Source organism: Aeromonas sp. 601027, from assembly GCF_049174455.1.
Taxonomy (GTDB): Bacteria; Pseudomonadota; Gammaproteobacteria; order Enterobacterales; family Aeromonadaceae; genus Aeromonas; species Aeromonas veronii_A.
Genome location: NZ_JAAKTN010000004.1, coordinates 86,807 through 109,834 on the forward strand (window position 1 = coordinate 86,807; position 23,028 = coordinate 109,834).

At 60.5% G+C, this 23,028-nt stretch carries 19 protein-coding genes; 11 read left to right on the forward strand and 8 right to left on the reverse strand.

Annotation, left to right across the window (positions count from 1 at the left end; genetic code table 11):
- Positions 1 to 5 precede the first annotated feature (5 nt).
- The 3 genes from G5193_RS07070 to G5193_RS07080 are packed head-to-tail and all read left to right on the forward strand — an operon-like array spanning position 6 to position 4,878.
- Complete coding sequence (locus G5193_RS07070; RefSeq protein ID WP_421205583.1) at positions 6 to 1,070, forward strand: SpoIIE family protein phosphatase; 1,065 nt, start codon at positions 6 to 8, stop codon at positions 1,068 to 1,070.
- Positions 1,071 to 3,737, forward strand: coding sequence for a response regulator (locus G5193_RS07075; RefSeq protein WP_421205585.1), 2,667 nt, complete (start codon positions 1,071 to 1,073; stop codon positions 3,735 to 3,737). It abuts the gene before it with no gap.
- Positions 3,676 to 4,878 carry an HD-GYP domain-containing protein gene (locus G5193_RS07080; RefSeq protein ID WP_421205586.1) on the forward strand — a complete coding sequence of 401 codons (1,203 nt, stop codon included), beginning with the start codon at positions 3,676 to 3,678 and terminating at the stop codon, positions 4,876 to 4,878. Before G5193_RS07075 ends, G5193_RS07080 begins: the two co-directional genes overlap by 62 nt.
- Here the strand turns inward: G5193_RS07080 and G5193_RS07085 are convergent.
- On the reverse strand, positions 4,875 to 5,555 hold the full coding sequence (locus G5193_RS07085) for an ATP-binding protein (RefSeq protein WP_421205758.1): 681 nt from the start codon (positions 5,553 to 5,555) through the stop codon (positions 4,875 to 4,877). The genes G5193_RS07080 and G5193_RS07085 overlap by 4 nt on opposite strands.
- 166 nt (positions 5,556 to 5,721) lie before the next feature.
- Between G5193_RS07085 and G5193_RS07090 the strand changes: the two genes are divergently transcribed.
- From G5193_RS07090 to G5193_RS07125, 8 genes are all read left to right on the forward strand, one after another.
- The gene (locus G5193_RS07090) at positions 5,722 to 7,041 is read left to right on the forward strand and encodes an MFS transporter (RefSeq protein WP_421205588.1); all 1,320 of its coding nucleotides are present in this window, start codon (positions 5,722 to 5,724) and stop codon (positions 7,039 to 7,041) included.
- Between the two features lie 144 nt (positions 7,042 to 7,185).
- On the forward strand, positions 7,186 to 7,908 hold the full coding sequence (locus G5193_RS07095) for a MarC family NAAT transporter (protein ID WP_151287145.1): 723 nt from the start codon (positions 7,186 to 7,188) through the stop codon (positions 7,906 to 7,908).
- 159 nt (positions 7,909 to 8,067) lie between these two features.
- Positions 8,068 to 8,271 carry a hypothetical protein gene (locus G5193_RS07100; protein WP_216952760.1) on the forward strand — a complete coding sequence of 68 codons (204 nt, stop codon included), beginning with the start codon at positions 8,068 to 8,070 and terminating at the stop codon, positions 8,269 to 8,271.
- A 181-nt stretch (positions 8,272 to 8,452) separates the two neighbouring features.
- On the forward strand, positions 8,453 to 8,656 hold the full coding sequence (locus G5193_RS07105) for a hypothetical protein (RefSeq protein ID WP_041209699.1): 204 nt from the start codon (positions 8,453 to 8,455) through the stop codon (positions 8,654 to 8,656).
- Between the two features lie 262 nt (positions 8,657 to 8,918).
- Positions 8,919 to 9,815, forward strand: a complete 897-nt coding sequence (murQ, locus tag G5193_RS07110; protein WP_227341511.1) for an N-acetylmuramic acid 6-phosphate etherase — start codon at positions 8,919 to 8,921, stop codon at positions 9,813 to 9,815.
- A gap of 96 nt (positions 9,816 to 9,911) precedes the next feature.
- The gene (gene murP / locus G5193_RS07115) at positions 9,912 to 11,366 is read left to right on the forward strand and encodes a PTS N-acetylmuramic acid transporter subunit IIBC (protein WP_421205590.1); all 1,455 of its coding nucleotides are present in this window, start codon (positions 9,912 to 9,914) and stop codon (positions 11,364 to 11,366) included.
- Between the two features lie 102 nt (positions 11,367 to 11,468).
- The gene (locus G5193_RS07120) at positions 11,469 to 12,542 is read left to right on the forward strand and encodes a porin (RefSeq protein WP_227341512.1); all 1,074 of its coding nucleotides are present in this window, start codon (positions 11,469 to 11,471) and stop codon (positions 12,540 to 12,542) included.
- Positions 12,543 to 12,583: 41 nt separating this feature from the next.
- A complete protein-coding gene (locus G5193_RS07125; protein ID WP_421205591.1) occupies positions 12,584 to 13,219 on the forward strand; it encodes a DUF2057 family protein in 636 nt (211 codons plus the stop codon).
- 68 nt (positions 13,220 to 13,287) lie between these two features.
- Here the strand turns inward: G5193_RS07125 and G5193_RS07130 are convergent, their stop codons facing one another.
- The 7 genes from G5193_RS07130 to G5193_RS07160 all read right to left on the reverse strand — a co-directional run bounded on the left by G5193_RS07130 (position 13,288) and on the right by G5193_RS07160 (position 23,026).
- Positions 13,288 to 14,151, reverse strand: a complete 864-nt coding sequence (locus G5193_RS07130) for an SIS domain-containing protein (RefSeq protein WP_108588468.1) — start codon at positions 14,149 to 14,151, stop codon at positions 13,288 to 13,290.
- 32 nt (positions 14,152 to 14,183) lie between these two features.
- Positions 14,184 to 15,632, reverse strand: coding sequence for a metalloprotease TldD (tldD, locus tag G5193_RS07135; protein ID WP_421205593.1), 1,449 nt, complete (start codon positions 15,630 to 15,632; stop codon positions 14,184 to 14,186).
- Between the two features lie 133 nt (positions 15,633 to 15,765).
- Complete coding sequence (locus G5193_RS07140) at positions 15,766 to 16,599, reverse strand: carbon-nitrogen hydrolase family protein (RefSeq protein WP_421205595.1); 834 nt, start codon at positions 16,597 to 16,599, stop codon at positions 15,766 to 15,768.
- A 25-nt stretch (positions 16,600 to 16,624) separates the two neighbouring features.
- On the reverse strand, positions 16,625 to 16,945 hold the full coding sequence (locus tag G5193_RS07145) for a Dabb family protein (protein ID WP_266134575.1): 321 nt from the start codon (positions 16,943 to 16,945) through the stop codon (positions 16,625 to 16,627).
- A 34-nt stretch (positions 16,946 to 16,979) separates the two neighbouring features.
- Positions 16,980 to 20,873: a YhdP family protein gene (locus tag G5193_RS07150; RefSeq protein WP_421205597.1), complete on the reverse strand. Its 3,894-nt coding sequence runs from the start codon at positions 20,871 to 20,873 to the stop codon at positions 16,980 to 16,982.
- The gene (gene rng / locus G5193_RS07155; protein WP_005340056.1) at positions 20,874 to 22,343 is read right to left on the reverse strand and encodes a ribonuclease G; all 1,470 of its coding nucleotides are present in this window, start codon (positions 22,341 to 22,343) and stop codon (positions 20,874 to 20,876) included.
- Between the two features lie 95 nt (positions 22,344 to 22,438).
- Positions 22,439 to 23,026, reverse strand: coding sequence for a Maf family protein (locus tag G5193_RS07160; protein ID WP_227341517.1), 588 nt, complete (start codon positions 23,024 to 23,026; stop codon positions 22,439 to 22,441).
- Positions 23,027 to 23,028 lie beyond the last annotated feature (2 nt).

The following is a 23,028-nucleotide window of genomic DNA, read 5'->3' on the forward strand; positions in this document are numbered from 1 at the left end:
CCGCCATGATACAAGAGCATGCGACCCGGGAGGCCAGCTATCCGCTACGCCACGATATCGATCTGCACCTGGCTGTGATGTCGGTTCGTCGGCTCCCATTTATCGCCAACCTATCCGACGTGGATCGCGCCATGCTCTCCACCGTGGTCTCCGAACTTGGCAGCAATATCCTGAAATACGCCGGGCAGGGGGAGATCACCCTGATGCTCCATCACCCGAAGGGGAGATCCTGCATCGACATCATCGCCCGTGACAAAGGGCCCGGCATATCGGATGTCTATCAGGCCCTGCAGGATCACTACAGCACTTCCGGCACCCTGGGACTGGGACTGCCCGGCGTGCGGCGCATGATGTCAGAGCTCACCATCAGCACACCGCCGGAAGGGGGCACCCTGGTGCAGGCGCGCAAATGGCTGGGTTCTGTACCCTCGGTCCCACGTCTCATCACGCCCACCCAACAATGGGGGCAGGCAGGTCTGACACTGGTCTGGGCTAGCGAAAACAGACCCTGTTATCCGGAAAAGGTCTCCGGCGATCTGGTCTTTATCCGGCCCACATCCGACGGCGTCTTGCTGGTACTGATCGATGTCAGCGGCCACGGCTCCTCGGCCAACAAGCTGGCACTGATACTGCAAGAGGCGCTGCAAAACACCCCTGAACAGGAGCCGGCACCTCTGCTGCAGCTGTTGCACCAACACTGCATCGGTACCCGGGGAGCGGCCGCTGGCATAGCCCTGGTCAACAGTGAACGGGGTGAACTGAGCTACGCCGGCATCGGCAACACCCGCATCTGTCTGCGCGGCCATGACCTCTGGCGCGGTATCTCCCGTGATGGGGTGCTGGGGGAGCGCTTCCCCACCCCCTTGCTGCAACGGCAGCCCATCAAGCCGGGGGATTTGCTGATGCTCTATTCGGATGGCATCAGCGAGTCACTCAACCTGCGTGACGGCGCACTGGATCTGGGGGCTGATCCCGTCATTCTGGCCCGTCAAGTCATAGACCATAGTGGGCGCAGCACCGACGATGCGAGCTGTATTGTGCTGCGGGTACAACCAGAGAAGGAGCGCTAGATGCGGCAGCTGATCGGTGATATCAGGCTCTCTGGCCCGACGGCAGCCCTCACCGCCAGACGCAAGGTGATCCAGGTGCTCACCTGCATCGACAAGAGCCCCACCTTCGTGGCGCCGCTGGCGGGTACCACCTCGGAGCTGGTGCGCCAGCTGACGGCAACCATCGACTCACTGCAACTCCAGCTTTGGCTGGAGAGCAATACGCGGGAGCTGTGGGTCTCCCTCTCGGCCGACGAGCCACTGCAGCACAACGCACCCGGTGCAACCCATGGCAGCATCCGGCTGGTTCCTCATGCTGACACCGCCATCGCTCTGGTATGCCACCTGCCACACTGGCCCGATGACGCTCTGCTGTTGCAGATGCAGCAGCAGTTCGCTGAACCGACCCGGGATGAGCTGTTCGCCGTGATGCAGACCAAGAATCAGGAGCTGGAGCAGGCCTATGAGCTGGCAGAAAGCGCAACCCGGGCCAAAAGCGATTTTCTCGCCAACATGAGCCATGAAATCCGCACCCCGATGAACGCCATTCTGGGTATGGCCCACCTCGCCCTGCAAACACGCCTCGACTCGCAGCAGGCTGATTATCTGGGCAAGATCCAGCGCTCGGCCCATCACCTGCTCGGCATCATCAACGATATCCTCGACTTCTCCAAGATCGAGGCGGGCAAGCTGGATCTGGAGCAGATCGAGTTCGATCTCGACCATGTGCTGGAAAATCTGGCAACCCTGGTGGGCGAGAAGGCCGAAGCCAAAGGCATAGAACTGCTGTTCGAGGTCGATCACCAGCTAGACACCCTGCTCTATGGCGATCCCCTGCGGCTCGGCCAGATCCTGATCAACTACGCCAACAACGCAGTCAAATTCACCGAGCAGGGGGAGATACTGGTCAAGGTCACTTGTCTGGAGAAACGACCGCAAGAGGTGCTGTTGCACTGCTCGGTGCAGGACACGGGGATCGGCATGAGCCAGGAGCAGCAGCAACGGCTGTTCCAGTCTTTCCAGCAGGCGGACAGCTCCACCACCCGCAAATACGGCGGCACCGGCCTCGGGCTCGCCATCTCCCGCGAACTGGCGGCACTGATGGGAGGGGAGGTCGGCGTGCAGAGCGAACCGGGCAAGGGAAGCACTTTCTGGTTTACTGCCCGACTCGGCCGCGGCAGATACCGCTCACGCTATCTGCCAAGTCTGGATCTGCGTGGCCGCCGCATACTGGTGGTCGACGACAGTGCCAGCGCCCGCACCATACTGGCTGCCCTGCTGCGCAGCATGAGTTTCGTGGTCGACACCGCCGAATCGGGTCAGCAAGGGCTGCAGATGATCGCCTGTGCCGAGCAGGAAGGTAACGCCTACGAGGTGGTGCTGCTGGATTGGCACATGCCCGGGCTGGATGGCATAGAGACGGGGCGCCGCCTCATCGCCCGCGGCCTTGGCAAGCGGCTTTATCGGGTCATGGTGACAGGTTATGGGCGGGAAGAGATTTTTCGCGAAGCAGAGGCCGCCGGCTTTGATAGGGTGCTGGTCAAACCAGTCTGTGCCTCTGTGTTGTTTGATACCATCATTGGGCTGTTCGGCCAGCAAACCACGGCGACTGCCTTGAAGCCCACCCAGCCTACCCACAACTATCGCTTCGAGGGACTCCGTATACTGCTGGCAGAAGACAACGAGCTGAATCAGCAGGTGGCCATGGAACTGCTGCGAGCGGCGGGCATCGACGTCAGCATTGCTGCCAATGGTGCCATTGCTCTGGAAATGGCTGCGCAACAACCATACGACCTGATCCTGATGGACATGCAGATGCCGGTGATGGATGGACTGACTGCCACCCGTCAGTTGCGCCAGCAAGAGAGCGAAGGGCACCACACTCCGATCCTCGCCATGACGGCCAATGTCATGGCCGGTGACCGGGAACGCTGTCTGGCGGCCGGTATGGATGACCACATCGCCAAGCCCATCGACCCCGACAAGCTTTATGCCGCACTGCAGTGCTGGGCCCCTGCCTTCAGCGTTGAAACCGATGCAATACCCAAGAGCGCACCTTCACCACAGCACCAGCCATTGCAGCCTCAGTTAAGAGCGCTCGGACTCAATGCCGAAGCCGCCCTGCAACGGCTGATGTACAACTGGGGGTGGTATCAGGATCTGCTGCAACGATTTGCCCAACAGGGCACCCGGCCCATGCAGAGCCTGATCGCCGCCCTGCAGAAGAACGACCGGGAGGAGGCCCATCGTCAGGCCCATACCCTCAAGGGGATTACCGCCACTCTGGGCGCCGAACCACTGCGGGGTATCTCGGCCAGGCTGGAGAGTGCACTCTCCCGGGGGGATGACACCACCAGCCTGCTTCCACTGGCGGAGCAGGGGCTGCAGATGCAGCAGCAACTGAGCGATGGCCTACAGGCCCTGCTACCCACCCAGACCACAGCCGACCTGCCGGAGCAAGAACAAGTCGACCTGGCGCCCCTGCTGGCGCAGCTGATCCGGCTGCTGGCGGAAGATGATGCCGGAGCTCTGACCCTGTTCCAGCAGCATCAGCAGCAGCTGACGAGAGTGCTGGGAGAGACGGCATCCAGGATAGCTGACGCCATTACCGGCTTCCGTTTTACGGATGCACTTGCACATCTGCAACGAGTCCGGGCCCTCAGGCCCGATCTGTTCAACCAAGAGTGAGGGCACCACCATGCTCAACCTGCTGGATCCCGATACCAAGCCCACCCTGCTGGTGGTCGATGACACCCCTGAAAACCTCTCATTGCTCAGCGCCTTGCTCAGCCCACAATACCGGGTCAAGGTCGCCATCAGTGGCCAGCGGGCACTGGAGATACTGTCATCAGACTCCCGGGTAGATTTGATCCTGCTTGATGTCGTGATGCCCGGGATGGATGGTTATCAGGTGATGCAGACACTGCAGGAGATGCCGCAGGCACGGCATATTCCGGTGATTTTTCTGACTGCCAAGGTAGAGGAGAGCGCCGAGGCACATGGACTGGCTCTCGGCGCCGTGGACTATATTCACAAGCCGATCTCCCCCGCCATCGTGCTGGCCCGCGTCAGAAACCACCTTGAGCTGAAGGCGGCACGGGATCTGCTACATGACCAAAATGCCTATCTGGAGCAGGAGGTGGAACGACGCACCCGAGAAAACGAGCTGATCCAGAACATCACCATCCACTCCCTCGCCTCTCTGGCCGAAACCCGGGACAACGAGACCGGCAACCACATTCTGCGCACCCAGCATTATGTGAAGCTATTGGCGGAAACTCTCTGCGAGCACCCTCGCTTTCGTGCCGAGCTGACCCCCAAGACAATAGAGCTGCTGTTCAAGTCGGCCCCCCTGCACGATATCGGCAAAGTCGGCGTACCGGACCGGATCCTGCTCAAACCTGGCAAACTCGATGAAGATGAGTTCGCCCAGATGAAACACCACTCCACCCTTGGCAAGGAGGCCATAGTCCACGCCGAGGAAGCGCTGGGGGTAGAGGTGGAATTTCTGAGACTGGCCAAGGAGATCGCCTGCTACCACCACGAGAAGTGGGATGGCACCGGCTACCCCTACGGTCTGATAGGAGATGAAATTCCCCTCTCGGCCCGACTGATGGCGCTGGCAGATGTGTACGATGCCTTGATCAGCAAGCGGTGTTACAAGGCAGCCATGACCCATGCAGAGGTGGTGCCCATTATTTTGGCGGGAAGGGGCAACCATTTTGATCCCGACATCACGGATGCCTTCGCTCACATCCACGTGCAGTTTCACGAGATCGCGCTGCGCTACAACGACGACAAGAGCGATCAGGAGGCCAAACTCGACTAGGTGCTAGAATCAGCAGGCAACAAGTCAGTGAAGATGAAACCATCGCGCTCCACCGTCTCCCCCGTGCAGATCGCCAGCGGGCGCAGAAACATGGGACCATCCCAGGCCAGAGTGTGAAACTCGCCGTTCTCGCCGCACGGATCGACCCCCGCCGGCAGCACCGCCAGCAGTGCCTCGTCAAAATCGTGGCCACCCAGGCTGGCATCCAGCTTGTTCGGGTCGAGAGCACTGATCCGCGCCTTCAACCCAGCGGCCACCATCTGCGACGCCAGTTCACGGGTATTGCTGCCCCACAGCGGGAACAGTGGTTCGATGCCGGTGCCTGCCAGCTGCTTTTCACGGTAGGCGCGCACATCCTCAAGGAACAAGTCGCCAAAGGCCATATGGCGGATCCCCTGTGCCACCACATCGGCGATAAAGCCGGTCATGATGCGGGCGTAATCCTCGTTGCTGCAGGGCCAGGGCAGATCGATGGTGATGAGGGGCAGCCCGACGCAGGCGGCCTGTTCGGTCAACAGCTGCTTGCGCACCCCGTGCATCGCCACCCGCTCGAATGCCTGATTGAGGGTGGTAAACAGCCCCACCACCTCGATGGCGGGATCCTGCCGCAACTGATGCAGAGCCCATGCGCAATCCTTGCCGCTGCTCCAGGAGAGCAGTACCCGTTTCTTTTCCATCATTCCTCCGCCAGCGGGGCACTCGGATTGCCCCAAAAAGATGCAAGACAGTGTTGCGAATTGCGCGATTTACACACAAGAGGCAGGCAGCATACTCTCGATCACCTGTATATACCCCTTGTCCGGGGTGACAATAACTAAAAAAACCGATGGGAAACATACGGATATGACCACGACCACACAACAACACGATCACGCCCGCCCCCTCAATCGACAGGATTACAAAACTCTGAGTCTGGCTGCCCTCGGCGGTGCGTTGGAGTTTTACGACTTCATCATCTTCGTCTTCTTCGCCGTGGTCATCGGCGAGCTGTTCTTCCCGGCCGACATTCCCGAGTGGCTGCGCCAGTTCCAGACCTTCGGCATCTTCGCCGCCGGTTATCTGGCCCGCCCGCTCGGCGGCATCATCATGGCCCACTTTGGCGATCTCATCGGTCGCAAGCGGATGTTCACCCTCAGCATCATCATGATGGCGCTGCCGACCCTGTTGATCGGTCTGCTGCCCACCTATGCGGTGCTCGGCATCGGCGCCCCCATCGCCCTGCTGGGATTGCGGATCCTGCAAGGCGCCGCCATCGGCGGTGAAGTGCCGGGCGCCTGGGTATTTGTCGCCGAGCACGTTCCTGCCCGTCAGGTCGGGGTCGCCTGCGGTACGCTCACGGCGGGATTGACGGCCGGCATCCTGCTCGGCTCCCTCATCGCCACTGCGGTCAACAAGAGCCTGACCCCGGCCGAAGTGAGTGACTGGGGCTGGCGAGTGCCCTTCCTGCTGGGCGGTATCTTCGGCATCGTCGCCATGTACCTGCGTCGCTGGTTGCACGAGACCCCGGTTTTCGCCGAGATGAAGGCCAACAAGACCCTGGCTGACGAGCTGCCCCTCAAGTCGGTGCTGCGCAACCACAAGAGCAGCGTGGTGGTCTCCATGCTGCTCACCTGGCTGCTCTCCGCCGGTATCGTGGTGGTGATCCTGATGACCCCCACCTATCTGCAGAAGGTCTATGGCATCAGCCCGGCGGACGCCCTGACCGCCAACTCGCTGGCGATCGTGGCCCTGACCCTCGGCTGCATCGTTTATGGTCGACTGATCGACCTGCTGGGCAGCGGTCTCACCTTCATGTTCGGCTCCCTGCTGCTGGCGGGCTCCAGCTACGCCTTCTATCACGGTCTGGCGGCCGGTACGAGCCAGCTGGTGCCGCTCTACATGCTGGCAGGCTTTGCGGTCGGGATTGTCGGCGCCGTGCCTTACGTGATGGTCAACGCCTTCCCGCCGGTGGTGCGTTTCTCCGGTCTGTCATTCTCCTACAACGTGGCCTACGCCATCTTCGGCGGCCTCACCCCGATGGCGGTGACCCTATGGATGAAGAGCGACATGCTGGCCCCCTCCCACTATGTGGTGAGCCTGTCGGTGCTGGGTTTCGCCATCGGTCTTTGGCTCTGGTTCCAGCAACGGGCCATCCGGCAGCAGCAAGCACCGCAAGCGGCCTGACCCGAACAACAAGCCCCGGTATCTGCCGGGGCTTTTTTGTACTGCTTATGTTCAGTTTCGCCAGCATAAGATAGCCTCCCTCTTGAGTCAGGTGACCACCTGGATCAAGGTATTCCCATTCATCCCTGCTATCCGAGGCTCAACATGTTCTTTCAGGTCGTATTTCTCGCTTTGCTGGCGTTGCTGCCCATGGTCAATCCGCCTACCACGGCCACCCTGCTGCTGGGGCTGAGCAAGGGGATGTCGCGCGAACATGTGCGACGTCAGGTCAATATGGCGGCCATCTATCTGTTCTGCACCCTCTGCATCACTTTCTTTATCGGATCCTCGATTCTGGATCTGTTCGGTATCTCCATTCCGGGTTTGCGCCTAGCCGGGGGGCTCATCATCGGCTTTATCGGCTTTCGCATGCTGTTCCCCGCCCCCAGCCAGCAGAGCGGGGTCGATATCAACCAGAGCATCGCCTTCGTACCACTCACCATGCCCAGCATGTGCGGGCCGGGCACCATGGCGCTGGTAATAAGCGGGGCAGCCCAGATTGCCGAGCTGCCTGACGAGTACAACCGCCTCACCATCTATGGCGCCATGGTCACTGCGTTTGCCCTGATGAGCCTGATCAGCTGGGGAGTCTTGAAGCTGGCGGATCCGGTCTGCAAGATCCTTGGCGCCACCGGCATCGATGCCATGACCCGCATCATGGGCTTCCTGCTGGTCTGCATGGGTATGCAGTTTTGCATCAACGGCATCAAGGAAGTGGCACAGGATCCGGTCTTCCACGGTGGCCAGGCCGTGCAAACCGCACCGGCGCTACCGCAGGCTTCCGGCACGTTTGATCAGTTGCCGCAAAAGCCCGTCAGCCCTGATTGAAAACGGTATCAAAAAGTCCCTGACGATCTGCACTGATCTTGTTCCTGATCATGTTATTGACACAAAAATGGGTTAGTTTGTTTTTTATACAGACTTTATTCAGACGGACGCTGATAGGTTTGTTGATGAATACCCACTCAACTTCAGGAGAGTATGCAGATGGAGAAGATACTGACCGAAATAGGGAGCCATAGCCTGTTTCACGAGTACCTGAACGTGGTTGGGATTGCGAGCCCATCCCTCGCCAAGATTGAGCAACACTGGGAATATAAAAAGCGGGAGCAGCTGGTCGCCAAAATCCAGATCGATAAGCAGGGCAATGCCCGTTACTTCATCGATGCTCGCGCCATATCCATCAACTGATACCGAATAACCAGCCAGCCCCGCTCCACCGAACGGGGCTTTTTGTTGTCTGCGATCCCGCACTCGCTGACCCGCATTATCTCTGCTGTTGCCAGAAGCCCTGTTTGTTTTTTGTACAGCACTCATTCAGCTCGACATGGCTATCTTGTATCTGCCCCCCTTGTTCCAGAAGAGTGCCCATATGACCAAGATGCTGACCGAAATCGGCAGTCATAGCCTGTTTCACGAATACCTGAATGTGCTCGGCATAGCCAATCCAGCTCTTGCCAACATAGAACAACTGTGGGAACACAGGCAGCAAGAGAGGCTGCTCGCCAAAATCCAGATCGACAAACAGGGTAAAGCCCGTTACTTCATCGACGCCCGCGCCATCTCGGTCAATTAACACCGATGATTCTGCAAGCCCCGGCCTACTGACCGGGGCTTTTTGTTGCATGTCCATCAAGCAGGCTAGCCAATCCCCCTGTCACTCCCTCTTCTCTCTATGCTCCTCTGATGGAATTTTACCTCCTTTAAAAAGAAAATAACTGGAATAATTAATTATGCGACACCAATCTCATAATAAAAATCAAAAATCGAGCATGATGACCCGCATCGAGAAGAATGATTTACGCCGGGAATGGCGACGACCTGAAGTAGAGGAAGCGATGACCATTGACCTATCAAGCATGATTACCGAAACCCGCAATCCAGCCAGCATCGAGATCGATCAGCTCCCGACTCTGGATATGCTGCGGATCATCAATCAAGAAGATCAACACGTTGCAGTGGCTGTAGGCCAACTGCTGCCCGAGATCGCCAAGGCGGTCGATGCTATTGCAGCCGCATTTGGCAAAGGCGGCCGCCTGATCTACATCGGGGCTGGCACCTCCGGGCGCCTCGGCATCCTGGACGCCAGCGAATGCCCGCCCACCTACGGGGTCTCTGCCGAGCTGGTCATCGGCCTGATTGCCGGGGGCCACAAGGCCATACTGCAGGCGGTGGAGAATGCCGAAGACGATGCAGAACTCGGTGCCAACGATCTTAAAAATATCCACTTCAGTGCCCACGACGTGCTGGTGGGTATCGCAGCCAGCGGGCGAACCCCCTATGTGCTGGGCGCCATGCAATATGCCAGGAGCCTGGGTGCCACAGTGTGCAGCATCAGCTGCAACCCGGGCAGCCCGCTCGCCAAAGCGGCCGACATCAGCATGGTCGCCGTGGTCGGCCCCGAGATTGTGACCGGCTCCTCCCGCATGAAAGCGGGCACAGCCCAGAAGCTGATCCTCAATATGCTCTCGACCGGCGCCATGATCCGTACCGGCAAGGTCTACGGCAATCTGATGGTGGATGTGGAGGCGACCAACGCCAAACTGGTGGAGCGCCAGAAGCGCATCGTCATGGAAGCAACCGAATGTGATCGTGGCACGGCCGAGCAGGCTCTTGCTGCCGCAGATAACCATTGCAAGACCGCCATCGTGATGATCCTGGCCAATATCTCCGCCAGCGAAGCACGAGAGCGGCTGAAAAGCAGCGGCGGCTTTATCAGCAAATGCACAGATTAATCGGCCGACCGCACATTGGCCGCGCCAGCAATGGCGACAGGATAACAACATAAGCGGGGGCATCCGCCCCCTCACATCAGACTGACCGGGTTCTTTATGGCAAAAATAACTGACACCATGATTGGCCAGATCATCCAGGCCATCGGCGGCCGGGATAACATCACCAACTGTGGCCACTGCATGACCCGCTTGCGGCTGAGCCTGGCGGACAGCCTGCATGCCGACCGCGATACTATCAAACGGATTGCCGGGGTGATGGGGGTGATTGAAAGCGACAATCAGTTCCAGATAGTGCTTGGCCCCGGCAAGGCCCAGACTGCCTGCGAGATGATGAATGGCATGCTGAATGCAGACGCGGGAACACTGACCGCCCCCCGCCCGCAATCATCGGATCTTGGCGACATCGCCGCCGCCAACAAACAGGCGCTGAAGCAGAAACAGAGCAGTGCGGCACACCGCTTCCTGGCCAAGTTTGCCACCATTTTCACTCCGCTGATCCCCGGTTTTATCGCTGCGGGTCTGCTGCTCGGCTGTGCCACCCTTATCGAACAGACCCTGTTGCTGGAAGGACAGCAGACAGGGGGCATGCTGGCCGAATTCGTCGGCTACATGAAGCTCTTCAGCAAGGGATTGTTCAGCTTCCTCAGCATCCTGATCGGCTACAACGCCCAGAAGGCGTTTGGTGGCTCCGGCGTCAACGGTGCCATCATCGCCTCTCTGTTTGTCATGGGTTATGACCCTCAGGCCAGCAGCGGCATCTACTCCGGTATCACCGACTTCTTCGGCCATCAGATCGATCCCCGCGGCAACATCATCGGCGTGCTGATCGCCTGCATCATAGGCGCTTCGGTTGAGCGCCAGGTTCGCCGCTACATGCCGGACAGTCTGGATATGATCCTCACTTCCTGCATCACCCTGCTGATCATGGGAGCCGTCACCTTTATCCTGATCATGCCCCTCGGCGTGCAGCTCTATAACGGCATGTCCTGGCTCTTCATCAACCTCAATGGCAACCCGTTCGGTACCGCTATTCTGGCTGGCCTGTTCCTCATCTCGGTGATGTTTGGCATCCACCAGGGGTTCGTTCCCGTCTACTTTGCGCTGATGGATGCCCAGGGCTTCAACTCCCTGTTTCCTATCCTAGCGCTGGCCGGTGCCGGACAGGTAGGGGCTGCGCTGGCGCTCTACAGCCGGGCAGGCAAGGATTCCCTACTGCGCACTCAGGTGAAGGGCACCATCATTCCGGGCATTCTGGGGGTCGGTGAGCCGCTCATCTACGGCGTCACCCTGCCGCGGGTCAAACCCTTTATCACGGCCTGCTGCGGTGGTTCGCTGGGGGGCTTCGTGGTTGGCCTGATCTCCTGGCTGGGTCTGCCGGTCGGCCTCAACACCGTCTTTGGCCCCTCCGGTATCGTCGCCCTGCCGCTGATGACCTCCGCCCAGGGGATCTTCCCCGGCATGATGGTCTATGCGGTCGGCCTCGCCGTCGCCTACCTCGGCGGCTATCTCTTCACCCTGATGTTCGGCTGCAAGAACGTCGATCTGAGTTAATCCCTCCTCCGGATTTCTAGCCAAGGTCTGGCCCCGAGCAATCGGGGTCATGGCCAAACTCATCCCGGCTCTGGCACAGAGCCCGTACAGGAACGATAAAAAATGAAAAAATCCATGCTTGCTCTGGTTCTTCCCGCACTGCTCGGCACAGGTTCCGCTCATGCGGCCGTCATCTATCAGGCTGACGATGGCTCCAACGTCGACCTCTACGGCCGTCTTGGCTTCAATATTTCCGACAAGAAGAGCGGCAATGATCAGGGTGACTTCGATGGCCGTATCGGCTTTACCGCCCGTCAGACCGTCAATGACGATGTCGCAGTGATCGGCATGGCGCAATATCAGGTCAATGCAGCCGAATACGCCAACAACGTGCAGAAGAACAGCAGCGACCTCACTGCCCGTTACGTCTGGGCAGGGATCGATGGTGGTCAGTGGGGCAAGGTGACCGGCGGGCGCGTCTCTTCCGGCCTCATCATGTTCACCGATATTGGCGATGTGTTTGCCGCCTCTGATGTCTCCATGGCTCGTCAGGCCAGCAAGGTGGACTCCACCGCCGTGCAGGTGTTCCGTCAGGATGGCACCCTGCAGTACCAGAACACCCTCGGCAATCTGGATCTCTCGCTCGCCTACATCCTTGGTAACGGCACCTCGGATCTTGATTACGGTTACAACGGCGCCCTGCGCTACACCTTCGATCTGGGCAATGCAGGCAAACTGGCTCCGGTCGTGGCGTATCAGCAGACCAAAGCAGCCCAGAGCAGTGGCAGCAAGGTCGATCCCAATGCCGATGAGTATCGCTTCGCAGGGATCGGTACCCGCTACTATCTCGGCCCTCTGATGTTGGGTGCCCTCTATAGCAAGGATCAGGTGACCTATCGCGATGGCCGTGCCGACAGTGAAGACAAGGTGTGGGAACTGACCGCGGTGTATGACATCAACCAGAAGTGGGCGGCCCGCGCAGGCTATCGTCACCTCGTCAACGAGGGTGGCGACCAGATGGCACTGCGCGATACTACGCTGGAGCTGCAATACAAGCTCACCCCGCGATCTTCCCTCTACAGCGCCTATGTGATCCGCAATGGTGAAGATGGTCTGGCTGGTAGCACCATCACCAGCTTTGGTGGCAGCAGCAACAGCGAGAGCTTCTACCACCTCGGCCTGCGCTACGAATTCTGATCTGGTTGCCGGCCTGCGGGCCGGCTCCTTCATGGAGTCTTATGATGGCACGATCCTCCCTGCTCTCTCCCCTACTATTATCCCCCCTGTTTGCCCTGCTGCTCAGCGTACCGGCCACGGCCGCCCGACTGGAGCTGGCCGATACCCTCACCCTGCTCGCCTCGCCACAGGGCAAACCCTCGGCCTTCACCCGGATCATTGAGCTCCCGGCGGGAGAGTCCCGACTGCTGGTCCGCTTTGACAGCCCAAGTGACCCTCGCTCCACCAACGAGAGCCAGGGACGCGTGACCTCGGCTCCTCTGCTGGTTACCCTTACAGCACCATCACAAGGGACGCTGCAACTGACCACCCCGGTGCTGACCAGCTCCTCGGCTATCCGCCAGTTTGCCGCCAGCCCGGCCCTGCTGCTGAGTGACGACAAGGGCACCTCACAACCGCTGGCACTACAAGCCCTGCCACGCAACCAGGATAGTCTGGGCACCGATTACCAGGCCCTGCTGGCAAGCCATACGCCAACAGTGAGTCCGGCCCCCATTTTCGCAACACAAGCCGCAACTACCGCTCATACAGCTTCGGCACTTACGCCGGAGCAGGCGGATGCCACCCTGCGGGAACTCTATCTGGCGGCCGATGCCAAGCGGCGTAAAGCCTTTATCCGCTGGGCCCTTGACCTCTAGCAGACAACAAAAAACCACCTGTTCAGGTGGTTTTTTGTTGTACGGATGATGCTGCGGGAGAGCAGTCATCACTCCTTGTTGAGTCGGTCGATGGCATCCCGGGTACCGTCAATCAGGGCCCAGGCTCGCTCGTCTCTGCGCTGCACCAGGCCGAGGAACAGGATGTCGGTAATGGTGTTCTGGGCGGTACGGGAGGAGATGGAAGAGATACGCAGTTCGTTCTCCTCCGCCACCGTATCCAGCACCATGTCGGCCATCTGGCGCAACTGGGTTTGCCGGAACGAAGTCACGGCAATCAGGGTGGCACCATTGCGCTTGGCCAGCTCGGCCGCCGCCAGCACATCACGGCTGGCGCCAGAATAGGAGATGACCAGCTGCACATCACCCGGTCCCAGGGTCTGGGCGATGGAGATCTGCACATGGCTATCCTGGGCAAACAGGGTAGTTACACCGATCTTGAGCAACTTGTACCAGAGATCCTTGGCGGTCAGTGCCGAACCGCCAATCCCCACCAGCTGTACCCGCCCGGCGCCATCTATGGTGTCGAGTACCTGCTTCAGCAGAGCACTGTCGAGAGCCTGAGTGGTCTCGATGATAGAATTTATCTTCTCCTGCGCCAGCTTCTTGGCCATGGTCTCCAGATCATCGTCTCGCCCGATGCCATTGTAGAGATCACCGACATTGTCGGTCTTGATGGCATGCTTGCGCCCCAGATCCTCGCTGACCGCCAGCTTGAAGGCGGTGAAGCCCTTGAACCCGATCTTCTGGGTGAACTTCACTATGCTCGACTGGCTCACCTCCGCCTGCTGGGCCAGCTCCTGAGAGGAGAAGTGGGTCACCTGTTCCGGACAGGAGAGGATGTAATCGGCAATCTTGAGCTCGCTGGGGGAGAGCTGGCTCCTGATATTGGATATTTTCGACAGGGTAAGCATGGTTTCTCTCTGTTCTTGTTCTGCGTCGAGGCTTACTGGGTGCCACCCACGGTGAGTTGATCCAGTTTGAGGGTGGGCTGGCCGACACCGACCGGCACGCTCTGCCCCTCCTTGCCGCAGATGCCGACCCCGCGATCCAGCGCAAGATCGCTGCCCACCATGGAGACCTGGCTCATCGCCTCGGGGCCGTTGCCGATCAGGGTCGCCCCCTTGATGGGGGCGGTGATCTTGCCATCTTCGATGAGGTAAGCCTCGGAGGCGGAGAAGACAAACTTGCCGGAGGTGATGTCCACCTGACCGCCGCCGAAGTTGGGGGCATAAATGCCCTTCTTCACCGAGGCGATGATCTCAGCCGGATCATGCTGGCCCGCCAGCATGTAGGTGTTGGTCATGCGCGGCATCGGCATGGCGGCGTAAGATTCGCGGCGCCCGTTGCCGGTGAGCGGTACCCCCATCAGACGGGCGTTCTGCTTGTCTTGCAGATAGCCCTTGAGGATGCCGTTCTCGATCAGCACGTTGTAGCCACCCGGCGTCCCCTCGTCATCTATGCTGACGGAGCCGCGCCGACCCGGCAGGGTGCCGTCGTCGACTATAGTGCAGTGCTTGGAGGCCACCTGCTCGCCGATGCGGCCAGCAAACGCGGAAGATCCCTTGCGGTTGAAATCCCCCTCCAGACCGTGACCTACCGCCTCGTGCAGCAGCACGCCGGGCCAACCGGAGCCCAGCACCACCGGCATGGTGCCGGCTGGCGCGTCGATGGCTTCCAGATTGACCAGCGCCTGACGCACCGCTTCACGCACATAGCCAAAAGCGCGGCTCTCCAGCCCGTCCAGTTCGAGGAACCAGTCGTAACCAAAGCGGCCACCGCCACCGGCACTGCCACGCTCGCGGCGATCCCCCTTCTCGGCGATCACGGTCACCGACAGCCGCACCAGCGGACGAATATCGGCAGCCAGGGTGCCGTCGGTGGCGGCCACCAGCACCTCTTCGTAGACGCCGCTGATGGAGGCCATCACCTGATTGATGGCGGGGTCCAGACTTCTGGCGAACTTGTCCATCTGCTCCAGTAGGGCGATCTTCTGGTGCTTGTCGAGGGTCTGCAGCGGATCCATGGCCGGATAGAGCAGGTTCGCTTCGGTGCGAGTCCACGCCTTCACCTTGCCGTGAGCACCTGCTGCGGCGATGCCGCGAGCGGCAGTCACCGACTGTTGCAACGCCAGCAGGCTCAGCTCGTCCGAGTAGGCGAAACCGGTCTTCTCGCCGCTGACGGCGCGCACCCCGACCCCCTGATCGATGTTGTAGCTGCCATCCTTGACGATGCCATCTTCCAGCATCCAGGACTCGTGCCAGCTGCGCTGGAAATAGAGATCGCCGAACTCCACCTGATGGCTCATCAGGCTGCAGAGCAGCTGCTGCAGGCGCCCTTCGTCGAGGTCGTTCGGGGCCAACAGGGAGGCACTAACCTGGCTCAATAGACTCAATCTTCTTCTCCACTCTCGTAACGAGCTGTTTTAAATCGTCTTGCCGACGGGTTGGCAACAAGCCACACCATCACAACAAACGGGCATGCTCCAGCACGGGCAAACGGCTGCGTTTCAATTTTTCACCACACCATCAGAGCAAACGGGCGTGTTGCAGCACTGGCATGGTGCGTTTCAATTCGTCGATAAGCCCGGGCTCCATCTTCGCCAGCACTGTGCCGCGCCCGGACTCTTTGCTGGCCAGCACCCGGCCCCAGGGGTCGATCACCATGCTGTGGCCCCAGGTCTGGCGCCCCGTTTCGTGAGTGCCGCCCTGATTGGCCGCGACTACGTAGCACTGGTTTTCGATGGCGCGAGCCCGCAGCAGCGGCTCCCAGTGCGCCTCGCCTGTCACGGCGGTAAAGGCGGCAGGCACCAGCAGCACGCGGGCACCGGCACGGGTCAACTGGCGGTAGAGCTCGGGAAAGCGCAAATCATAACAGATCGAGAGGCCGAGGGGACCAAAGGGGGAGTCCACCAGCACGCAGTCCTGACCAGCACTGAAAGTTTCCGACTCCCGATAGCGACCGTGATTGTCCGCCACATCCACGTCGAACAGGTGGATCTTGTGGTAGTGGCCCCTAAGCTCACCACTTGGGTCAAACACCAGCGAGCTGGTGTGGATATGGTCAGAACCTGCGATGGTGGTCGGCATAGCCCCAGCCACCAGCCAGATGCCATAATCGCGGGCCCATTCGGCCAGTTGTTGTTGAATGGGCGTTGCTCCGCTCAGAGTGGCGCTGGGATCGGAGACGATTGCCTCGGCACCATCCAGATAGCCCTGTCGTTCGCCAAACAGGGCAAAGTTCTCCGGCAGCAGCACCAGCAGCGGCCGCTCTTTTGGCAAGGCTGCCAGCTCGGCGGCGATCTGCTCCCGGTTATCCTGCCAGTGACGGCCAGATACCAGCTGTATTGCGGCTAACCACATGACGTTCTCCTTGTCGCTTGGGCCATCAGACGGTGACAGCATCCCCCGCCTGCAGGGTGTAATCCAGCACTATGATGCGCTCCAGCACCGGGCGGAAGATGGCCTTGAGGGCATCGTGATCCGGATGGGGCAGATAGCGCTGGCGGGCTGCTTCGTCGGCGAAGGTCATCAGCACGCTGTGGGTAAAGCCATCATCCCTCCCCTCCGGGCTGTCATTCTCCCCCCACTCCATGGCGGTCACGCCGCTGACCTGATGGGGAATGGCGAGAAAGGCGGTACGCACCGCATCTATCTGGGCAGGCTGGGTGCCCGGCTTGAAGGCGATCAGCAGGATATGTCGGATCATGGCTCACTCCTTGTGATGGTGCCGGGCCGCTCGTTCAGCGCTGAGCGGGCCCCGCGTGTTTAGGGCTCAGCAGGAAAGGGGTCACCTCTTGGGTCGGCAGGCCGGGGGCAACGGCGTCAACCGCCTCTTTCTGCTGCTGGTTGAGCTTGATGCGCGCGCGATCTCGTCCCGCCTCGATCAGCTTGGGTGCGTCGAGCGGGCCCGAGATGCGAAAATCGATGCGGGTCACCACATCCACCACCGGCTCCAGCAGTTTGGAGAGGGCCAGCACATAGAGACCCGTGATCGGCGTGATGGAAAAGGCCGCCACCACCGGCAGGGTGCCACCCAGATTCGGGGAAAAGCTCAGCTCGTAGTCGAGCCGCCAGCGCACCAAATCGGCGATCCCCTCGCCGCGCAGATTGCCTGCCGCCCCCTTCATATAGAAATCATTGTTGCTGACCTGCCCCTGCTTGATGGTGGCAGAAGCAGACATGGATTCGAAGTAGAAACCCTTGTCGAACACATCGCGAAAATCGAGGCGCAGCTTGCGCAGCAGGGAGTCGAGACTGAGCAGGGAGAGCAGCCGTGCTCCCTTGTCGTTGACCTCGCGCAGGGTGCCGCCCTCCAGCTGATAGTTGGCACTGCCCCCCAGAGTCGGCAGGCTCGGGCGATAGGGCACATCCTGCCAGTTCAGATCAAAAGCGAGGGAGCCGGGGGCATCGCCGATGGGGGAGGTGTAGCCGAGCCGCTTGAGCAGCAGCTCGCTGTTGTTGCTAGTCAGCTTGCCACGGGCGCGGGTCTCCATCCGATTGCCATCGGCCAGCCAGTCGACGCTGCCGGTGAGCTGACTACCTGCCAGCCGCATATCCAGTCCCTTGAGGGTCACCTTGTTGGCGCCGGGCACCAGCTCCCCTTTCACTTCGCCGAGCGGCAATGCGCCAAAGCGGCAATCGACGCAGCTGAATGTCAGCCAGGGGATGGAGGCCATGATGGCGTTATCCTGCCTGGCATCGGGATCCGGACTGAGATCCGAACTCTTGCCGGACCAGAAGATGCGGGCAAACTTGGCGTCTACCGGGCGATTGGCTACTGCGGGCTGGCGGATCACCCCCATCACGTCGGGGCTGTCGATCATCACCTCGGTCGCCTGATTGGTCGGCCCCACGGTGAAACGTACCGCCTTGAGGGTGGCACTGCCGATATAGGCGCGAGCCAGCTGCCCATCCACCCACCACTCCTGCGGCAAGAAGGCCGGTCCAACCACCGCATTGCCGGTCTGGTTCTGCGCTGGCAGCCACTGCTTGAGTCGTGCCAGCCAGCTGCCAACGTCAGCCTCCTGCTGGTTGATGGCAAGCAGCATGGGGGCATCGCGCAGCACCCGGGCACCCGGCTGACCCACATCGACCCGCACCCGGCTGAGATAAGGCACCCCTTCGCCGTAAACCAGTCGGGTCTGCATATCCACATCAGCCCCCAGCACGGCGCGAATGTCGGCGCTGCCATCCCGGCCACGGGCGATCACCTTGAGCGGCAGCCGGCTGGCGCTGCTCTTGGCCAGAGGCAGCGGCAGATCCAGCCCCATCCCCTGCAGGTTGGAGTCGAGCGCCAGCTGGAAGCTGAACGGCTTGCTCTCGGGCAAGGTCAACCCGAGCTTGCCGCCCCAGTTGCTGCGGCCGTTGAGAATGCCGAATGAAGAGATGGCGGCGGGTTGGCGGCGGCTATCCCACAGTCCCTTGAAATCGAGGTCGACCTGATAGTGGTCCGGATGCTGGCGCCCCTGATAATCGAGGGTCAGCGGCTGGTTCCACAAACTCGCCTTGAGGTTACTGAAACGGGTCTGTTCGTTGTCATATTCGAGCCGCCCCTCGACCTTCTCCAGCGGCAGATCCAGACTGGCGACCCGCACCTTGTTGTTGCTGAAGGTGGCATCACCGCTCGCCTTGACCTCGCTCTCGCCATCGAGAGGAATATCGAGCTTGACCGAACCGGCCATCGGGCCGCGGATCTCGATCTCTCGCAGCGCCTGACCTACCGAACTGCCCAGCGGGGAGTCCTGCAGGTAGTCGCTGATGGCCTTGCCCTCCCCCTGCACCTTGGCATCCACATAGAGGTGGGCGCCGGGGGAGAGATCCGGGATCCAGGCATGCACCGAGTCGGAGCTCGCCTTGCCGAGTTTGGTGGATCGGCTGCGCATATCGAGACCGGCATTCTGGAACAAGAGATCGATCTGCAGATCGGTAAGCGGTTGCCAGCCGGGGAAGAACTCGTAGGTGGCCTGCTCCAGCGGCACCGCCACCTGGAAGATGCCCTTGCCATTGTCGTAGGGGAAATCCCGAAACTCCCCATACCAGAGCAGGTCGGCCCCCTTGGCCTTGCCCCCCTTGATGGCGCCGCTCAGGTAATCCACCAGCCCCTTGTCCATCGCCTGCAGCGGGAAGTAGCGATCCGCATGGCCCGCATTCTTCACATCGATGCGACCGGTCAGGGCGAGGAAAGGGTGCTCGAACAGATCGAGGCGGAAACGGCTGGCCAGGGTCAGATCCGGGTTATCCAGCGCGATATCCTGACCGTAGAGCACCCAGCCCTGTTCCTCGCGCCACCAGTCGAGGCGGGCCGAGAAGTTGTCGACCGGGATCGGCATCTTGAAGTGACGGGCGGGATCCACCTTGTCGTTCGCCAGCGCCAGTCTGGCGCTACCACCGGTCGGGGTAAGCCAGAACTCGCCGTTGAGATCCTGCATTCCGGGTATATCTTGCCAGGCCTTGAGGCGCACCTTGCTGAAGCGGCCACTGAAGGAGAGATCCTGCCAGTCGGCATTGGCCAGCAGCGTCAGATCCTGCACCGCCCCCTGCGGATTGGTCTGGCGCAGGGTCTCGCAGAGTGTGGGGTAGAGCGCCGAGACCAGCTGACTGATCTGGGTGATCTTGTCGAACTCAATACTGGGCAGATAGCCCTGCACCCGATCCCCGATCCGTTCCAGTTGCAAGCGGCTCTGCAACCAGGGTTTGCCATCCAGCTTGAAGGTGACGTTGTGGCTAGCCAGTTGCCAGTCAGTGCCGTCACGGCGCAGCTGGATCTTGCCACCATCGAGACCGAAGCGGTGCATCTCCCCTTTCTTGGGATCCTTCCAGATCAGGTAGTTGTTGCCAAACGCCAGCAGGGTATTGCCCAGCTTGCCACTGTCAAACTCGCTCCAGAGCTGGAAGTCGAGCTGACCGGCAACCTTGGGTTCGCCCGCATGGATCTTGGCCAGGGTCGGGGTGATATCGAGCTGGCGGGCCCCCAGATAGAGCTGACCCTTGAGGCGATCGAGCCGAGCAGTCGGGGCGTCCACATCCAGAATCAGATCGAGGGTGCTCTCACCCACCCCGTTGATGAGGTAAGCCTTGCCAACCCCCTGATGGCGCTTGCCACGGTTCTGCCAGCGCAGCTGGGCGATATCGAGAGCACGCAGATCACCGAGGGAGGTGGTGACGCTGAGGCGGGTGTTGTGCACATCGAAGGTAGATAGCTGGGTCAGCAGAAAGCGCAGCAGGGCGCCCTGCTGGGGATCGCCGGAGGGGCTGTCGTCAGCCGGTTGGCGCAAGTCGATGGTGATATCGCCATCGCTCAGGATCAGCTCGCCAAACACCGGCTTGAGCTCGTTAATGGTGCGCCAGAAGTCGAGATGCACCCAGGCCTTGCCGAGCTTGACGGTATAGCGTTTGGAGTCGGGGGCGACGGCGAGCTGTTGCAGCTCGAGGGCCGGGCCAGACTGTGTCCAGCTCAGCCCAATCTGATCGACGCTGACCTTGATTTGCGAATCGCCGAGCAGAGAGTTGATAAGGCTCTCCCGGTACTGATTCAGCAAAGGGCCTCCGACCCGTACCAGGGTGACCAGCATGGCCAGCAGTACGAACAGGACCCCCAGGGCCAACCAGCCCCGACTCAGCCAGCGATAGACCAATTACATCATCACCACGTCGAACTGCTCCTGACCACAGAGGGGTTCGCTCACTACCCGCACCTGTTTGCCGATAAACACTTCCAGCTCCGCCAGACTGTGGGACTCCTCGCCATGGAGGTAGTCGGCCACGGCAGGGGCTGCGTAGACGGTGAACTGATCCGCATCGTAGGCACGATTGACCCGGATGATCTCCCGCAGGATCTCGAAGCAGACCGACTCCACCGTCTTGACCCGGCCGCGCCCTTTGCACTCGGGGCACTCGGAGCAGAGCACATGCTCCAGACTCTCGCGGGTGCGCTTGCGGGTCATCTCTACCAGACCCAGCTGGGAGAAGCCGTTGACGTTGGTCTTGGCACGATCCTTTGACAGCGCCTGCTCCAGACTGTGCAGCACCCGGCGGCGGTGATCTTCCGACTGCATGTCGATGAAGTCGATGATGATGATGCCGCCGAGATTGCGCAGGCGCAGATGACGGGCGATGGCCGCCGTCGCCTCGACGTTGGTATTGAAGATGGTCTCTTCCAGATTGCGGTGGCCGACAAAGGCGCCGGTGTTGATATCCACCGTGGTCATGGCTTCGGTCTGGTCGATGATGAGGTAGCCGCCGGATTTCAGCTCCACCTTGCGCTCCAGCGCCCGCTGGATCTCGTTCTCCACGTCATAGAGATCGAAGATGGGCGACTCGCCGGGATAGTACTCCAGCTTGCTGGCCAGCTCAGGCACGTACTCTTCGGTGAAGCGCTTGAGCTGATCGAAGCTCTGGCGCGAGTCGACGCGGATCTTGTCGAGTTCTGCACCGACGAAATCGCGCACCACCCGAAAGGCCAGACTGGGATCCTCGTAGAGGATCTTGCAGGGGGGATACTTCTGCTTGCGCTCGAGGATCTTGCGCCACAGCCGCTTCAGGAAGGCGGCATCCTGCTCCAGCTCCTGCTCCCCCACCCCTTCGGCGGCGGTACGGATGATGTAGCCACCCAGCTCATCCACATAACCGGCCACGGTGCGCTTGAGGCGTTCCCGCTCCGCTTCGGACTCGATTCGCTGGGAGACGCCGACGTGAGCGCTGCCCGGCATAAAGACCAGATAGCGGGAAGGCAAGGTGATATCGGTAGTGAGACGGGCACCCTTGGTACCCAGCGGGTCTTTCACCACCTGCACCATGATGTCCTGCCCCTGACGCACCAGCTCGGCGATATTGCCGACCTGGAACTGCTCCTTCTCCTTCACCGCCACACACTCGGTATGGGGCACAATATCGGAGGCGTGCAAAAAGGCCGCCTTGTCCATGCCGATATCGACGAAGGCTGCCTGCATGCCAGGGAGCACCCGGCTTATCTTGCCTTTGTAGATGTTGCCGACAATGCCGCGTTTGGCCTGACGCTCTACATGCACTTCCTGCAGCAGACCGTTTTCGACCAGAGCGACCCGGGTTTCGGAGGGGGTAACGTTAACCAGCAGTTCTACCGACATAACTAACCTTGCCTGTTCCAGTTTTGAATTCTTATACAGCCAATCCGGTACAACGCGCGCAAGGAAGAACGCAGCAGAGCACAGCTGACGGAAAATTACTTGTGTTGTTCCAGATGCTGCTTGATCAATAGATCCGTCTCCAGCAGCGGCAGGCCGACCACGGCGCTGTAGCTCCCTTCGATACGGCTGACAAACTTGCCGGCAATACCCTGAATGCCGTAGGCCCCGGCCTTGTCACAGGGCTCGCCGGTTTGCCAGTAAGCCTCGATCTCGGCCTCGTCCAGCTTGCGAAACGCCACGTTGGTGGTGACCAGTCGCACGTCACAACGCTCGGGGCTGGCCAGCGCCACCGCGGTCATCACCTGATGCACCTTGCCGGAGAGCGCCTCCAGCATATCCTTGGCATCGAGCAGATCGGACGGTTTTTCCAGCACCCTATCCCCCAGCACCACTATGGTGTCGGCCCCCAGCACCGGCAACGCTGTCGGCGCACACGCCACACCCGCCATCGCCTTGTCGCGAGCGAGACGACAGACATAATCTTGCGGCTTCTCCCCCTCTTCCCGTTGCTCCGGTACATCCAGTTTCAGCACATCAAAACGATAGCCAAGCTGGGTCAGCAGTTCGCGACGACGGGGAGAACCAGAGGCGAGATAGAGTTGCAGTTCGTTGTTTTTGCTCATAT

Coding starts and splice junctions, on each gene's coding strand:
- G5193_RS07120 (WP_227341512.1), top strand. CDS start 11,469: ATGAAAAAATCCATGCTTGCTCTGGTTCTTCCCGCACTGCTCGGCACA.
- G5193_RS07100 (WP_216952760.1), top strand. CDS start 8,068: ATGGAGAAGATACTGACCGAAATAGGGAGCCATAGCCTGTTTCACGAG.
- G5193_RS07085 (WP_421205758.1), bottom strand. CDS start 5,555: ATGGAAAAGAAACGGGTACTGCTCTCCTGGAGCAGCGGCAAGGATTGC.
- G5193_RS07070 (WP_421205583.1), top strand. CDS start 6: ATGATACAAGAGCATGCGACCCGGGAGGCCAGCTATCCGCTACGCCAC.
- G5193_RS07080 (WP_421205586.1), top strand. CDS start 3,676: ATGCACTTGCACATCTGCAACGAGTCCGGGCCCTCAGGCCCGATCTGT.
- murP (WP_421205590.1), top strand. CDS start 9,912: ATGGCAAAAATAACTGACACCATGATTGGCCAGATCATCCAGGCCATC.
- G5193_RS07090 (WP_421205588.1), top strand. CDS start 5,722: ATGACCACGACCACACAACAACACGATCACGCCCGCCCCCTCAATCGA.
- G5193_RS07130 (WP_108588468.1), bottom strand. CDS start 14,151: ATGCTTACCCTGTCGAAAATATCCAATATCAGGAGCCAGCTCTCCCCC.
- G5193_RS07095 (WP_151287145.1), top strand. CDS start 7,186: ATGTTCTTTCAGGTCGTATTTCTCGCTTTGCTGGCGTTGCTGCCCATG.
- rng (WP_005340056.1), bottom strand. CDS start 22,343: ATGTCGGTAGAACTGCTGGTTAACGTTACCCCCTCCGAAACCCGGGTC.
- G5193_RS07075 (WP_421205585.1), top strand. CDS start 1,071: ATGCGGCAGCTGATCGGTGATATCAGGCTCTCTGGCCCGACGGCAGCC.
- murQ (WP_227341511.1), top strand. CDS start 8,919: ATGACCATTGACCTATCAAGCATGATTACCGAAACCCGCAATCCAGCC.
- G5193_RS07160 (WP_227341517.1), bottom strand. CDS start 23,026: ATGAGCAAAAACAACGAACTGCAACTCTATCTCGCCTCTGGTTCTCCC.
- G5193_RS07125 (WP_421205591.1), top strand. CDS start 12,584: ATGATGGCACGATCCTCCCTGCTCTCTCCCCTACTATTATCCCCCCTG.
- G5193_RS07145 (WP_266134575.1), bottom strand. CDS start 16,945: ATGATCCGACATATCCTGCTGATCGCCTTCAAGCCGGGCACCCAGCCT.
- G5193_RS07105 (WP_041209699.1), top strand. CDS start 8,453: ATGACCAAGATGCTGACCGAAATCGGCAGTCATAGCCTGTTTCACGAA.
- G5193_RS07140 (WP_421205595.1), bottom strand. CDS start 16,599: ATGTGGTTAGCCGCAATACAGCTGGTATCTGGCCGTCACTGGCAGGAT.